The sequence below is a fragment of the Streptomyces aurantiacus genome (assembly GCF_027107535.1).
In the GTDB taxonomy this organism is placed as follows: Bacteria; Actinomycetota; Actinomycetes; order Streptomycetales; family Streptomycetaceae; genus Streptomyces.
Genome location: NZ_CP114283.1, coordinates 2,617,311 through 2,630,284, shown reverse-complemented (window position 1 = coordinate 2,630,284; position 12,974 = coordinate 2,617,311). Strand labels below are relative to the sequence as shown.

Below are 12,974 nucleotides of genomic sequence, written 5' to 3'. Positions count from 1 at the left end.
CGACTGCGGGCCCGTCGTGGCTGGTCGCACCGTTCCCCGCGCCCCTTCGGGGCACCGGCACACCGCACCGCACTTCGCCCAGTCCGCTTGAGCGGGCGCAGGGCGCGGATCAACGGAACCCTCCGAGCCGTCACGGTTCGGGGGGTTCTTCGCGACCGAGACGCCGATCACGTTTCGTCCCCGCACTGGACGGCATACCGACCGGTCGGCATCATATGGGGAGCCCTGATGTCCGGTGTACGGAGGAAACACGATGAGCGCAGACCACCCGCCGGGTCTCGATCTCGACCGGCTGCGCCGCCTGCTCGACGGCGAGCGGCCCGGGCTGGTCCACGGCCCCCTGACCGGCCGGCTGATCGAGGGCGGACGGTCGAACCTCACGTACGCGGTGACGGACGGCACCGCCAAGTGGGTCGTACGGCGGCCGCCGCTGGGCCACGTACTGGCGACCGCGCACGACATGAAGCGCGAGCACCGGGTGATCAGCGCGCTGCACCCGACGGCCGTGCCCGTGCCGCGTACGCGCCTGCTGTGCGAGGACGTGGACGTGCTGGGCGCGCCCTTCTACGTCATGGACTTCGTGGAGGGCACGCCCTACCGGACCGCCGAGCAGCTCGCGCCGCTCGGCCCGGAGCGCACACGCGGCGCGGTGCTGGGGCTCGTCGACACGCTGGTCGAACTGCACGCGGTGGACCCCGCCGAGGTGGGCCTCGCCGACTTCGGCCGGCCCGAGGGCTTCCTCGACCGGCAACTGCGGCGCTGGGGCAAGCAGTTGGACGCCTCCCGCAACCGTGAGCTGGCCGGGATCGACGAGCTGCACGCGGCACTGGGGCGCGACCTGCCGCACTCCCCCACGGCCACCGTGGTGCACGGCGACTACCGCCTCGACAACGTGCTGATCGGCGAGGACGACGAGATCAAGGCGATCCTCGACTGGGAGATGTCCACGCTGGGCGATCCGCTCACCGACCTGGGCCTGCTGGTCATGTACAGCATGCCGCTGGGGCTGCCCGACTCGCCCGTCTCCACGACCGCCACGGCCGCCGGGCACCCGGAGCCGGCCGAGCTGATCGAGCGGTACGCCGCGCGCTCGGGGCGCGACGTGTCCGCCGTCGCCTGGTACACGGCGTTCGCGTGGTTCAAGCTCGCCGTGATCCTGGAGGGCATCCACTACCGCTACACGCTCGGCCAGACCGTCGGCGCGGGCTTCGACCGCATCGGCGACCTGGTCCCCGTGTTCATCGAGCACGGCCTGACCACTCTTCAGGAAGGCTGACCGGCCATGGACTTCGCATACGACGCACGCACCGAGGAACTGCGGGCCAGGCTGCTCGCCTTCATGGACGAGTACGTCTATCCGGCGGAGGCGGTCGCGCACGAGCAGCGCGAGCGGCTCGCCTCTCCGTGGGACACCCCGGCCGTGGTCCAGGAGTTGAAGGCCGAGGCCCGCCGACAGGGCCTGTGGAACCTCTTCCTCCCCGACTCCGAGTACGGGGCCGGGCTGACCAACCTCCAGTACGCGCCCCTCGCCGAAATCACCGGCCGGTCCCCGCAGTTGGCGCCCACCGCACTGAACTGCGCGGCACCCGACACCGGCAACATGGAGGTGCTCACCCAGTTCGGCGACGAGCAGCAGCGCAAGCAGTGGCTGGAGCCGCTGCTCGCCGGTGAGATCCGTTCGGCGTTCGCGATGACCGAGCCCGAGGTGGCCTCCTCCGACGCCACCAACATCACCACGCTGATAGAGCGGTCCACCGACGCCACGACGGGCACGGACGAGTACGTCGTCACAGGCCGCAAGTGGTACATCTCCGGGGCGATGAACCCCGACTGCAAGATCTTCATCGTGATGGGCAAGACGGACCCGGACGGGTCCGACATCCGCCGTCAGCAGTCGATGGTCCTGGTGCCCCGCGACACCCCCGGCGTCGAGGTCAAGCGCGCGATGCAGGTCTACGGCTACGAGGACCACTCCCACGGAGGGCACGCCGAGGTCGTCTTCCACGGTGCGCGCGTCCCGGTCACGAACCTCATCGGCGAGGAGGGCGGCGGTTTCGCCATCGCCCAGGCGCGGCTCGGCCCCGGCCGTATCCACCACTGCATGCGGCTCATCGGCATGGCCGAGCGGGCGATCGAGCTGATGTGCCGACGGGCCGTCTCCCGTGAGGCCTTCGGCAAGTCGCTGGCCCAGCAGGGGGTCGTCCACAACTGGATCGCCGACGCGCGGGTGGCGGTCGAGCAGCTGCGACTGCTGGTCCTCAAGACGGCCTGGATGATGGACACCGTCGGCAACAAGGGTGCGCACACGGAGATCCAGGCGATCAAGATCGCCACGCCTCGTACCGTCGTCGACATCATCGACAAGGCGATCCAGCTGCACGGCGCGGGCGGAGTCAGCCAGGACTTCCCGCTGGCCGAGCTGTGGGCCGGCGCGCGCACCCTGAAGCTGGCCGACGGCCCGGACGAGGTGCATCAGCGCTCGCTGGCCCGCCACGAGATCAAGAAGTACGTCTGACCCACCGGTGCGGCGGGGCCGACGGCTTCGCCCCCGCCGCCCCTGCGCTTCCCGTCCTCGGGGGCTCCGTCCCCGAACCCCCGGTCCTCGAACGCCGGGCGGGCCGAGAATCCGGCCCGTCCGGCCAGGGCAGGAGCGGCGGGGCGGGACGAACCCCCGGCGGCCTACGGCCGCAGTGCCCGCAGCAGGAGGTCCGCCAGGTGGTCGGCGACCTGCTGCTGGGTGAGCGGTCCGTCGGGCCGGTACCACGTCGACAGATGGTGCACGGAGCCGAAGTGGTAGTCCACGACGAGGTCGGCCGGCGTCTTCTTCGAGAACACCCCCGACTCCTGCCCCTCCTCGATCAGCGCACGGAAGCGCTCGTGGTAGCGCCGCCGCTCGGCACGCACCTGCTTGTTCTTCTCGGGGCTCAGATGATGCATCGAGCGGAAGAAGATCGACGCGTCGTCGAGGTTGTCGATCGTCGTGACGACGACATCGGCGGCGGCCCCCCGCAGCCGCTCCTCCACCGGCGCGTCGGCGCCCGCGAAGGCGTCGAGCCGCTCCTGCTGCACCCGCAGCACCCGTGCGTACACCTCGTGCAGGAGATCGTCCTTGGACCCGAAGTAGTGGTACAGCGCACCCTTGGTGACACCGGCCGCCTCGACGATCTCCTGGACCGAGGTGCGGTCGTAGCCGCGCTCGGCGAAGAGCCGGGTGGCGGCTGCCAGCAGCCGCCGCGGAACGGGCGTGCCGTCCCCGTCCGTCGTCCTGGGCACTGCCGCCACCTGCCTTCCAGTTCTTGTGTTGTTCTTCGCGTTGTCTACTGACCGTCGTGCGGCCGGGAACGCAGCTCCCGACGGAGGATCTTCCCACTTGCCGTCTTGGGCAAGTCGGGCAGGATCTCGACCTGCCGCGGGTACTTGTAGGCGGCCAGTCTCTCCTTGCAGTACGCGGCGAGCGCGGCCGGGTCCTCCTCCGCGCCCGGACGGAGGCTGATGTACGCCTTGACGGTCTCGCCGCGATACCCGTCGGGCACCCCGACGACGGCCGCCTCACGCACGGCCGGATGGGTGTAGAGGACGTCCTCGACCTCGCGCGGCCACACCTTGAAACCGGACGCGTTGATCATGTCCTTCTTGCGGTCGACCACGTAGAGCCAGCCGTCCGCGTCCATGAACCCGATGTCACCGGTGCGCAGCTCGCCGTCCGGGAAGGTCTCCGCGGTGGCCTCGGGCCGCCGCCAGTAGCCGGGCACGACCTGCGGGCCCCGTACGAGGATCTCGCCCTGCTCGCCGAAGGGGACCTCCTGACCCTGGTCGTCGACGATGCGTACGACCGTGTCGGGTCCCGGCAGGCCGACGGCGAGCGTCCCGGAGACCGGGTCGACGGGGGCTTCCCGGCCGGGCGGCACGGAGGCACAGGGCGCGGTGCACTCGGTGAGTCCGTAGCCGTTGCGGATGTACGGGCCGAAGCCCGCCCGGAACTTCTCGACGAGTGCGGGCGGCACGGGGGCGCCGCCCGAGGAGATGTTCACGAAGGACGAGAAGTGGTCCGGCGTCGCCGACGGGTGCGCGGCCAGCGCCATGAAGGCGGTCGAGGGGCCGACCGTGTAGTGGGGCCGGTGCTCGGCGAACGCGTCGAGGACGGCTCCCGCCTCGAAGCGGTACGCGAGGACGAGCGTGCCCCCGCTGTTGAGGCACGCGGCGAACTGGCAGACCATGCCGGTGATGTGGAACAGCGGCGCCATCGCGAAGTACACGGGCGCCTCGGGCAGGGCGAGGCCCGTCCGCTGGCGCTCGGCGTTGTACATGATGTTGCCGTGGGTGTTGGTGGCCCCCTTGGGGGCGCCGCTGGTGCCCGAGGTGTAGCTGATCAGCGCGAAGTCCGACGGGCCCGGGTCACGGCCCGCCGGGGCCCGGTGGCCCGCCCTGGCGACGGTCACCAGGTCGTCGGCGTCGGGTGCCTGCGGCAGCCGCTCGAAGGTCAGCACGCGCGCGTCGCCGCGCGTCTGGAAGTCCAGCTCGCAGCCGGTCAGCACGATGCGCACGGGCGAGTCGGCGGCCGTCCCGCGCAGGTACGACTCCCAGGCCAGGTCGGAGCAGATCAGCGCGGCGACCTCGCCGTCCCGCAGGACGTGGGCGACCTCCCCGGACTTGTACATGGGGTTGACGGGCAGGACGGTCGCCCCGGCCTTCCAGGCGCCCAGCACGGCGATCACGAAGAGCGGGGAGTTCTGCAGCAGGACGGCGACCCGGTCGCCGCGCCCGAGTCCGCGGGCGGCGAGATGCCCGGCGACGGAGTCGCTCAGCTCGTCGGTCTCGCGGTAGCTCAGGCGTCCGTCGAAGTAGGTGAGGAAGGTGCGGTCCGGGGTGCCGGCGACGGCCCGGCGCAGCGCGTGCACCACGGAGTCGTCGGGGCTGACCGGCCCGCGCTGGGCGTCGTTCAGGAGCGCGCGCCACGGCTGGGCCGCGTACAGGGAGGGGGTCACCGGCCGTCCGCCTCCCACTTCTGCTGGATGTGGTTCATGTTCGTCAGCCAGCGGTCGGGGTCGGCGGCCCGGGCCCGGTAGTACTCGGCGACCTCGGGGTGCGGAAGGATCAGGAAGCGGTCCTCCGCGATTCCCTTGAAGAGGGCGTCCGCGACGGCCTCGGGCTCGATGGCGGTGGGCTTGAGGACGAGGTCACCCGCGCTGCCGGTGCCCGCGAGCATGTCGGTGCGGACGCCCTGCGGACAGATCGCGTGGACCCTCAGGCCGCGGTGGCGGTACGTGAGGGACAGCCACTCGGCGAAGGCGTACGCCCCGTGCTTGGTGACGCTGTACGGGGCCGCGCCGACCATGGTGAGCAGGCCGGCCGCCGAGACGGTGGAGACGAAACGGCCGCTGCCGCGCTCCAGCCAGGCGGGGAGCAGCTCGTGGGCCGCCCGGACGTGCGCCATCACGTTCACGTCCCAGGCGAGCTCCCAGACCCTCTCGGGAGCCGCTTCCGAGCCGCCGGAGGCCAGTCCGGCGTTGGCGCAGTAGACGTCGACCCTGCCGCCGAGGGCGTCCCGGGCCTCGGCCACGATCGCGGAGGCGTCGCCGGGAACCGCGATCCCGCCGATCTCCTCGGCGACCGCCGCGGCCTTCACCCCGTCCAGGTCGTTGACGACGACCCGGGCCCCTTCGGCGGCGAACCGACGGGCCAGCGCGGCCCCGATCCCCCCGCCCGCTCCGGTGACGACCACTCCGGCATCCTGCATGGCTCCCACGATCGGTCCCCTTCGACACGACGAGAATCGGCTCCGCTCAGCCATCAGACTAACCGGTCGGTATGCGGCTCGAAAGGGGCGCGGGCAGCATCGGTGTGCGGCTCCGCCGCGTGGGCGCGACGAGCCACACGCCGACGCGTGGCTTACGAACAACCGGCGCAAGCGCTTAGCGTGCTTGTGCCGACCTGCCGAGAACACGGAGGTTCACCCATGCGCCGCCTGTCCAGACGCACTCTCCTCGCCGCGACGACCGCCACGGCCGCGCTCTCGGCGGGCCCGCCCGCCGCGGCCGCCCCGGCACGACCGGGCGGCAAGCGCCTGCACACCGGCTTCGAACGCCTGGCCGCGGACGGCTACGCCCTCCTCGACGGCGAACGGGTCGGCATCGTGACGAACCCGACGGGCGTCACCAGGGACGCCCGCCACATCGTCGACGTCATGCACGCCGACGACCGGGTGAACCTGGCGGCGGTCTTCGGCCCCGAACACGGCTTCCGCGGCACCGCGCAGGCGGGCGGCTCCGAGGGCCGCCACGACGACCCGGCGACCGGGCTCCCGGTCTACGACACGTATCTCAAGAGCGGACAGCCGCTGGCCGACATCTTCACGGCCTCGGGTGTGGACACGGTCGTCTTCGACATCCAGGACGTGGGCGCCCGCTTCTACACCTACATCTGGACCCTCTACGACTGCATGGAGGCGGCCCGGCTCGCGGGCAAGCGCTTCGTGGTGCTCGACCGGCCGAACCCGGTGACCGGCCGCAGCGCGCAGGGGCCCGTACTGCACAAGGAGTTCGCGACGTTCGTGGGCCGGGAGCCGATCTCGCAGGCGCACGGGATGACGGTCGCGGAGCTGGCGCGGCTGTTCAACGGGGAGTTCCTCGCGGCGCCGGTGCCCCTGGACACCGTGCGGATGTCGGGCTGGCAGCGGTCGGACTTCTACGACACCTCGGGTCTGCCGTGGGTGCCACCGAGTCCGAACATGCCGACGCCCGACACGGCACTCGTGTACTCGGGCACGTGCCTCTTCGAGGGGACGAACCTGTCGGAGGGGCGCGGCACGACCCGCCCGTTCGAGTTGCTCGGCGCGGAGGGCGTGGACCGGCGGTGGGCCGCGGAGGCCGGACAACTCGGCCTGCCCGGTGTGCATTTCAGGGAGGCGTACTTCGCGCCCACCTTCTCCAAGTTCCAGGGGAAGACGGTCGGCGGCGTACAGATCCACGTCCACGACCGGGCCGCGTTCGAGCCCGTGCGCACCGGGATCGCGCTGCTGGTGACCGCCAAGAAGGCCTGGAGCGGCTTCGCCTGGCGCCCCGACAACTGGATCGACAAGCTGACGGGCTCCACCCGGGTGCGCACGATGATCGACGCGGGTGCGACGACCGACGAGGTCGTGGCGGGTTGGCAGGACGACCTGGCCGCCTTCCGGCGCGTACGCAAGGAGTACCTCCTCTACCGCTGAGACGTGAGTTCGGGCTGGTCAGCCCGGACGCGCCCTCTGGCCAACTCCCCCTGTCGGCGGGACGATGCGTGCACATCGCACGGGCTGCGGATGCCGAAGGGGGCTCGTCATGGCGGATCCTGAAGTGGGCGTGGCTCCTTACTGGGAGCTGACGTTCGACGCGGACGGAGATGTGAACGGCGGGCAGCGCGACCGGCTGCTGCGGGAGGTGGTGGAGCGGGGCGTCAAGGACCTGATCGTGTTCGCGCACGGCTGGAACAACGACCGCTCCGGCGCGACCCGCCTCTACGGCCGCTTCTTCGCGCCGATCCCCGCCCTCTCGCCGAACGCCCGCCTCGGGTACGTGGGCGTGATGTGGCCTTCGATGCGCTTCGCCGACGAACCGATCCCCGACTTCGAGCAGTCCGCGACCGCGGTGTCCGGCGGTCCGGTACTGGACAAGGGCACGCGCGGCGCCCTGCTGTCGGTCCTTCCCGGCCGGGCCACGCTGGTCGACCAGATCTCCCGGATGCTCGACCAACAGCCGGAGGGCGACGCCTCGTTGGAGGAGTACGGGCGGCTGGTGCGGCTGCTGATCGAGCTGCGGCCGGAGGCGCCGGGTGCGGTGTTCGCCGCGGACACGCTGACGGAGGCGGGACCGCGGAGCGCCCCGGAGATGCTCCTCGGGAACACGGCGGAGCTGTGCCGCGGGTTCGCGCGGGCCCTCGCGGAGGACGAAGCGGGCGCCGAGGCCGAGGTGCCCGGCGAGGGTGTCCGGGCCGCGTTCGGGCCGCCGCGGGCATGGGACGGCGCGCACGAACTCCTGCGCCAGGCCACGTACTTCGCGATGAAGCGGCGCGCGGGCACGGTCGGCGAGCGGGGGCTCGGCCGGATGCTCGGGCGGCTCGCTCAGGTGGCACCCGGGCTGCGTGTGCACCTTGTGGGGCACAGCTTCGGGGGGCGTCTGGTGTCGTTCGCGCTGCGCGGGCTGCCCAAGGGAGTGCGGACCGTGAAGTCCGTGACCCTGCTCCAAGCGGCCTTCTCGCACTACGCGTTCGCGGCGCGGCTCCCGCACGACGTGCGGGACAGCGGTGTGCTGCACGGCCGGCAGAACCGTATCGACGGCCCGTTGGTCTGCTGCTTCTCCCGCTTCGACTCGGCGCTCGGCACGATCTACCCGCTGGCCTCCCGGACCGCGGGTGACGCCCGGACGGCGACCGACCTCGCGCTGCCCCGTCTCCTGGGACCCCGGTGGGGCGCGCTCGGCCACGACGGGGTGCAGGCCGTGCCGGGGACGAAGACGTTCACGCTCGCCGACGCGCTGCGGCAGCGGCTGCCCGAGTCGGGTTGCGTGAACATCGACGCGTCCGCGGTGGTGCGACGCGGCGGCCGCCCGTCGGGCGCCCACAGCGACATCTGCCACCGGGAACTGGCCCAGGTGGTACTGGCGGCGGGCCGCATCCGCTGACCCGCCGCCCGTACTCACGTCACCGGTGCGAGGGGAACTCCACGACCTGCTGGTAGGTCGGCCGGTTCTGCCAGCTGATCTTGTTGTGCTTGATGCCGCCCAGCGTCCGCTGGTTGACCGAGTCGGCGCACCACTGGTCGCCCGCCGAGCAGAGCTCGTCGCCGGGGTAGACCTGGGCCGCGGTGCGGCCGGCCGCCGTCTTGAGGGTGGCGACCAGGATGTCCCGGCAGGCGCTGAGGCTGCCGTTGCCGCAGTACGGCTTGGCGAGGCCGCCCTGCACGGACTCGCCGAGCACGGCCCGGATGTCCTTGTGGACGTAGCTCCACCAGCCGTACTGGAAGGAGCTTCCGGCGTGCGAGCCGGTGGGCCCGTGTCCGGCCGACGGTGCCTCGTCCACCGGGAGGTTGTTCGTCATGGCGGTGTAGAGGTCGCTGCCGAGGCCTGGTTCGAACTCGGCCTTCACCAGCAGCGGCCACCAGGCGTCCAGGATGCGGATCGCCTCGGCGTTGGCGTACGCCTTCGAGCCGGCCGAGCTCTCCTTGCGCTTGGCGCCGGCCGTCACCCAGTCGGACAGCCTGGTCACGGCCGCCGCGGCCGCCGGGTCGGTGACCGGCGAGCTCTTGACGACCTTCAGCAGTTCGGGCAGGACGTCCTCGGCGCGCAGGTCGGCCAGTGCGGCGTCGGCCATCGCCTTGGTGAGCGAGGCCCTGGTCACGCCGCCCGCGGTGACCAGCTTCTTCACCCGGTCCTCCAGGAGGTTGCCGCGGTGCACGGAGCCGTTGCCCCAGGAAGCCGTGGTGTAGTCCTTGGCCTGCTTGTTGTTCCAGGAGATGTAGTAGTCTTGGTCGATGGAGTGGGGGTGGGCGGACGCCGGGGTGTAGTCGGCGGTGTTCGTGGTGGGCGTCCAGTTCTTCCACTCGTACGCCGGCCGCGCCCAGACCGGGAACTCGGCGTCGACGCCGGTGGCACGCACCGGGTTGTCACCGCTGTTGTAGTACGCGGTGTGCTTCGAGTCGGCGTAGAACCAGTTGAAGGTGTAGTTGATGTGCTGCACCGCCGACTGGAAGGTCTGCGGGCTCTTCACGTAGTCCGGGTCGTTGAGCATCTGGAAGCCGATGATCGAGTCGGCCTCGTGCATGTAGGAGGAGCGCAGGGTGGTGTACGCGACCTTCTTGCCGCCGACCGTGGCGCGGTGCGTCACCGGGCCGTACTTCGTCCGCCAGACCTGCATGCGGTACGAGCCGGCCGCGGTGCCGTCGGCCGTGGTGGGCTTCCAGGCGTTGGTCTGCTCGATCTTCTCCATGGGGGTGCAGGTGCCGCGGTGGAGGTAGTGGGTGTCGTCCTGGCACAGCTCGACCGCGTAGGTGTCGATGATGTCCTGGCCGGAGGTCGTGGCGCTCCACGCGTAGTCCTGGCCGCGGCCGAGTTCGACGTACATGCTCAGTCCGGCGAAGGAGGCGCCGCGGGCGCTGAGACCGGGGCCCTGGATCTCCTGGAGCATGAGCAGCTGGGGCGCGAAGTAGCCGGTCTGGGGACCGAAGACGGCGATGGGGTTGCCGCTCGCGGTGTGCTTGCCGCTGACGACGAGGGCGTTGGACATGCCGCGCTTCGCCGAGCCGAGGGCGCCGGCGGTCGCCGCGGCCGAGGTCTTCGTGGCCGTGGACGTGGCCGCGCTGCCGGTGCGGTCGTGGACGAGCGGCTCGCCGGCGACCGAGCCGGCGTCGGGGAGGGCCTCGCCCTGCGGGCTGCTCGGCTTGGTCGCGTACGGGAAGCTCTCGCCGTTGTGGAGGGTGAGGACGGCCTCGGGGTCGTTGCGTTCGCGGAAGGACTCCCAGACCTTGGTGCCCTCCTCGACGCCGTACTTGGACTGGGCGGCGAGGAGCGAGATGGCGTTGTTGACCTCGCCGCCGCCTCCTGAGCCGAAGAGCGCGCCGATGACCGAGGCGAGGGCGACCAGGTCGGTCTCCTTGAACTTCTCGATGGTCCCGGCGTTGGTGACGGAGTCCTTGTGGCCGGTCAGGACGTACTCGCCGGGGAAGTAGCGGCCGCTCTCGGAGGCGTCGATGTAGGCGTTGATGCCGGCGATGTAGGCCTTGACGTCGGCGAGGGCCTGCTGGCCGCGGGCGCCGTTCGTGGCGACGGCGCTGTCGATCTGCGCCTGCAGGTCGGCCTCGGTGTAGGGGGCGTGGCGCCAGAACTCCTGCTCCAGGCCCTGGTTGGAGGGGGCTCCGCCCGCGAAGGGGGTCAGTTTGCCGCGTCCGACGTGCCGGAAGACGTCCATCAGCCAGAGCCGGTCCTGGGCGGCCGCGTATCCGGCGCCGAACTCGGTTCCGTAGCGGGTGGTGCCTGTGATGTGCGGCACACCGGTCTTCTTGTCGCGGACGATCGTGACATCGGTGCGGCCGGCCGGCTTCAGGGTCGACTCGACCTGGTCGGCGGGGACCCCGAACGAGGCGTCCCGGAAGAAGTCGTTGATCTTGGCGTCGGTGAGGCCGGAGTAGCCCGAGGCGAGGTTGCCATAGGGCGCGAGCTGGTCGTCCGCGTGTGCGGGCTGACTGCCGAAGGCCTGGTTCAGGAGGATCTGGGCGAGGGTGGCGTTCCCGTTCTGGCCCGCCGGGAGGATGTCGGAACACTGGCCGCCGCAGTGGTCGTCGGCGGCCAGGACGGTGGTGTCGGCGGCGGCCGCCTGGGAAAGCGGTGACAAAAGACCGGCGACGAGGACGCATATGGAAGCGCCCATGAGGAACTTGGGGAATCTGCGGGGAGTTCTCAGTCTGTCGAGGATGGTGCGTGGGGTACGCCGGGGCATGGCTGGCTCCTCGCGACGGGGGGTGGCCCGGGATGTTACCGCCGGTATCCCCGAGTTTGAAGATGAACATGCGTCACTTTTGGCGCCGGAGGGGCCGAAGAAGCTCCCACGGACCGCCGACCGCAGCCGGCCGACGGCCGGAAAGCACAGGGCAGACGACCGACAACCGCCTTGCGGATGGCCGAATGTCAGCCGATTGGCGGCTTTGCGGGGGTCGTCGAAAAACAGATGGAGCCGAATCGCGTGTCGATACGTCTATTCGGCGACGTCCTCAGGACGACGACGCCGAAGTGACCGAAGTACAGGTGCAGGTGTGACGGAGGTGCAGGGCGATGGCGGGTTTCCGGAGTCTGGCGAGACAGGTGCGCGACCCGAGGAGCGATCTGGCACTGCGGCGCTATTCACTGCGCAAGTGCCTTGAGCGGTTCGCTCCTTACGGTCACCGGGCGACCTGGGACCATCTGTGCTCCCGGGCCGGCTTCGGCCCCGAGGACCGGTCCCCCGATCCAGCGCGGCTCGTGGCCGCACTGGACGAACTGGAGGAGGCCCGCTCCGTCTGGCTCGCCTACGAGGCCGGATTCGCCCAGCGCCGCAAGAAGGAGAAGCACGACGGTCTGCGCAGCCCCGGCAGCGTGGACGACTGGCACCGGCTCACCTGGGGCGGCTTCGGGGTCGCCTGGTGCGACGACCCGCGGGTCCACCCCCATGAGCCGATGGCCGAGGTGCTGCGCCGGCTGATCGCCGCCCTGGAGCGCGAGCCGGGCTCCGCCTGCCCGGTCTGCACGGGCGAGCGCCTCACCTGGAAATACGACCTGGCCCACGAACCGTCCTCGGGCCCGGTCTGCACGGCGTGCGGCATCGTGGTGCCCCGACCGGTCCTCACCCCCGAGGCACTGGCGGACTGCAGGCGGGGACGACTGCTCATGGCGGCCGCGAGCTAGCGGTGGCGGGGGTGCGCCTGCCGGAGCCGCGCCCCCGCGAGCGGCTAGGGCGTCTTCACGTCCGTGTGGATGGCGAGCTTGAACTCGGCGAGCATCAGCCGTGAGCGGATCTTCGTGTCCCCCTTGCCGCGCACGGAGATCTTCAGCCCGAGCGGCGTCTGCGGGTGGACGAACATCTGCCACATGTAGGTGCGGTACTGGCCGCCGCGGGTGGGTCCGATGTCGGTCGTCGCCGTGGAGTCGTAGCCCGTCGAGAGGTTCAGCGGGTCCCGGACGAAGCGTGCCCGGTACTCGAGACCGACGGAGTCGGCCGTCCAGAAGACCATCGCGGACAGGACGCCCCAGCCGTCATGACTGGGCCAGATCAGGCCCGAGCGGGCGTCCGGGAAGACCGACGGTGCGTCGCCGCCCTTCGCCGGGTCGTGCATGTCCCAGGGGTCGTACTGCTCCTCCCCCGTGACGTACGGGAACCGCACGAGGTGGTACCCGTCGCTGTCGTACGTGATCTTCTGCGCCCCCGTGTGCGCGGCTTCCCACTTGAGTGAGCAGATCGCCAGGCTCATCGCCGGT

The 12,974-nt window shown here is 71.0% G+C and carries 10 protein-coding genes; 5 read left to right on the top strand and 5 right to left on the bottom strand.

The features are described 5' to 3' along the window. The first annotated feature begins 253 nt into the window (after positions 1-253). On the top strand, positions 254-1,276 hold the full coding sequence (locus O1Q96_RS13350) for a phosphotransferase family protein (RefSeq protein WP_269248382.1): 1,023 nt from the start codon (positions 254-256) through the stop codon (positions 1,274-1,276). A gap of 6 nt (positions 1,277-1,282) precedes the next feature. Next, complete coding sequence (locus O1Q96_RS13345) at positions 1,283-2,515, top strand: acyl-CoA dehydrogenase family protein (RefSeq protein WP_269248381.1); 1,233 nt, start codon at positions 1,283-1,285, stop codon at positions 2,513-2,515. A gap of 164 nt (positions 2,516-2,679) precedes the next feature. Here the strand turns inward: O1Q96_RS13345 and O1Q96_RS13340 are convergent, their stop codons facing one another. The 3 genes from O1Q96_RS13340 to O1Q96_RS13330 are packed head-to-tail and all read right to left on the bottom strand — an operon-like array spanning position 2,680 to position 5,737. Beyond that, positions 2,680-3,273, bottom strand: coding sequence for a TetR/AcrR family transcriptional regulator (locus O1Q96_RS13340; protein ID WP_217455021.1), 594 nt, complete (start codon positions 3,271-3,273; stop codon positions 2,680-2,682). A 44-nt stretch (positions 3,274-3,317) separates the two neighbouring features. After that, the gene (locus O1Q96_RS13335) at positions 3,318-4,985 is read right to left on the bottom strand and encodes a class I adenylate-forming enzyme family protein (protein WP_269248380.1); all 1,668 of its coding nucleotides are present in this window, start codon (positions 4,983-4,985) and stop codon (positions 3,318-3,320) included. Further along, a complete protein-coding gene (locus O1Q96_RS13330; protein ID WP_419587044.1) occupies positions 4,982-5,737 on the bottom strand; it encodes an SDR family oxidoreductase in 756 nt (251 codons plus the stop codon). Before O1Q96_RS13330 ends, O1Q96_RS13335 begins: the two co-directional genes overlap by 4 nt. 219 nt (positions 5,738-5,956) lie before the next feature. Here O1Q96_RS13330 and O1Q96_RS13325 point away from each other — a divergent pair, with 219 nt between their 5' ends. Together O1Q96_RS13325 and O1Q96_RS13320 are read left to right on the top strand one after the other, a co-directional pair. Then, positions 5,957-7,207 (top strand): exo-beta-N-acetylmuramidase NamZ family protein, encoded by a 1,251-nt coding sequence (locus O1Q96_RS13325; RefSeq protein ID WP_269248379.1) that lies wholly within the window; start codon positions 5,957-5,959, stop codon positions 7,205-7,207. Between the two features lie 109 nt (positions 7,208-7,316). Then, positions 7,317-8,654 (top strand): serine-threonine protein kinase, encoded by a 1,338-nt coding sequence (locus tag O1Q96_RS13320; protein WP_269248378.1) that lies wholly within the window; start codon positions 7,317-7,319, stop codon positions 8,652-8,654. A gap of 19 nt (positions 8,655-8,673) precedes the next feature. On the opposite strand, the gene O1Q96_RS13315 is transcribed toward O1Q96_RS13320, so the two are convergent. Then, positions 8,674-11,463: a penicillin acylase family protein gene (locus tag O1Q96_RS13315; RefSeq protein ID WP_269248377.1), complete on the bottom strand. Its 2,790-nt coding sequence runs from the start codon at positions 11,461-11,463 to the stop codon at positions 8,674-8,676. A gap of 332 nt (positions 11,464-11,795) precedes the next feature. Here O1Q96_RS13315 and O1Q96_RS13310 point away from each other — a divergent pair, with 332 nt between their 5' ends. Then, on the top strand, positions 11,796-12,404 hold the full coding sequence (locus O1Q96_RS13310; protein WP_269248376.1) for a hypothetical protein: 609 nt from the start codon (positions 11,796-11,798) through the stop codon (positions 12,402-12,404). Positions 12,405-12,448: 44 nt separating this feature from the next. On the opposite strand, the gene O1Q96_RS13305 is transcribed toward O1Q96_RS13310, so the two are convergent. Beyond that, positions 12,449-12,967 (bottom strand): hypothetical protein, encoded by a 519-nt coding sequence (locus O1Q96_RS13305; RefSeq protein WP_269248375.1) that lies wholly within the window; start codon positions 12,965-12,967, stop codon positions 12,449-12,451. Between the last annotated feature and the right edge of the window lie 7 nt (positions 12,968-12,974).

Coding starts and splice junctions, on each gene's coding strand:
- O1Q96_RS13350 (WP_269248382.1), top strand. CDS start 254: ATGAGCGCAGACCACCCGCCGGGTCTCGATCTCGACCGGCTGCGCCGC.
- O1Q96_RS13345 (WP_269248381.1), top strand. CDS start 1,283: ATGGACTTCGCATACGACGCACGCACCGAGGAACTGCGGGCCAGGCTG.
- O1Q96_RS13330 (WP_419587044.1), bottom strand. CDS start 5,737: ATGCAGGATGCCGGAGTGGTCGTCACCGGAGCGGGCGGGGGGATCGGG.
- O1Q96_RS13325 (WP_269248379.1), top strand. CDS start 5,957: ATGCGCCGCCTGTCCAGACGCACTCTCCTCGCCGCGACGACCGCCACG.
- O1Q96_RS13320 (WP_269248378.1), top strand. CDS start 7,317: ATGGCGGATCCTGAAGTGGGCGTGGCTCCTTACTGGGAGCTGACGTTC.
- O1Q96_RS13315 (WP_269248377.1), bottom strand. CDS start 11,463: ATGCCCCGGCGTACCCCACGCACCATCCTCGACAGACTGAGAACTCCC.
- O1Q96_RS13310 (WP_269248376.1), top strand. CDS start 11,796: ATGGCGGGTTTCCGGAGTCTGGCGAGACAGGTGCGCGACCCGAGGAGC.
- O1Q96_RS13305 (WP_269248375.1), bottom strand. CDS start 12,967: ATGAGCCTGGCGATCTGCTCACTCAAGTGGGAAGCCGCGCACACGGGG.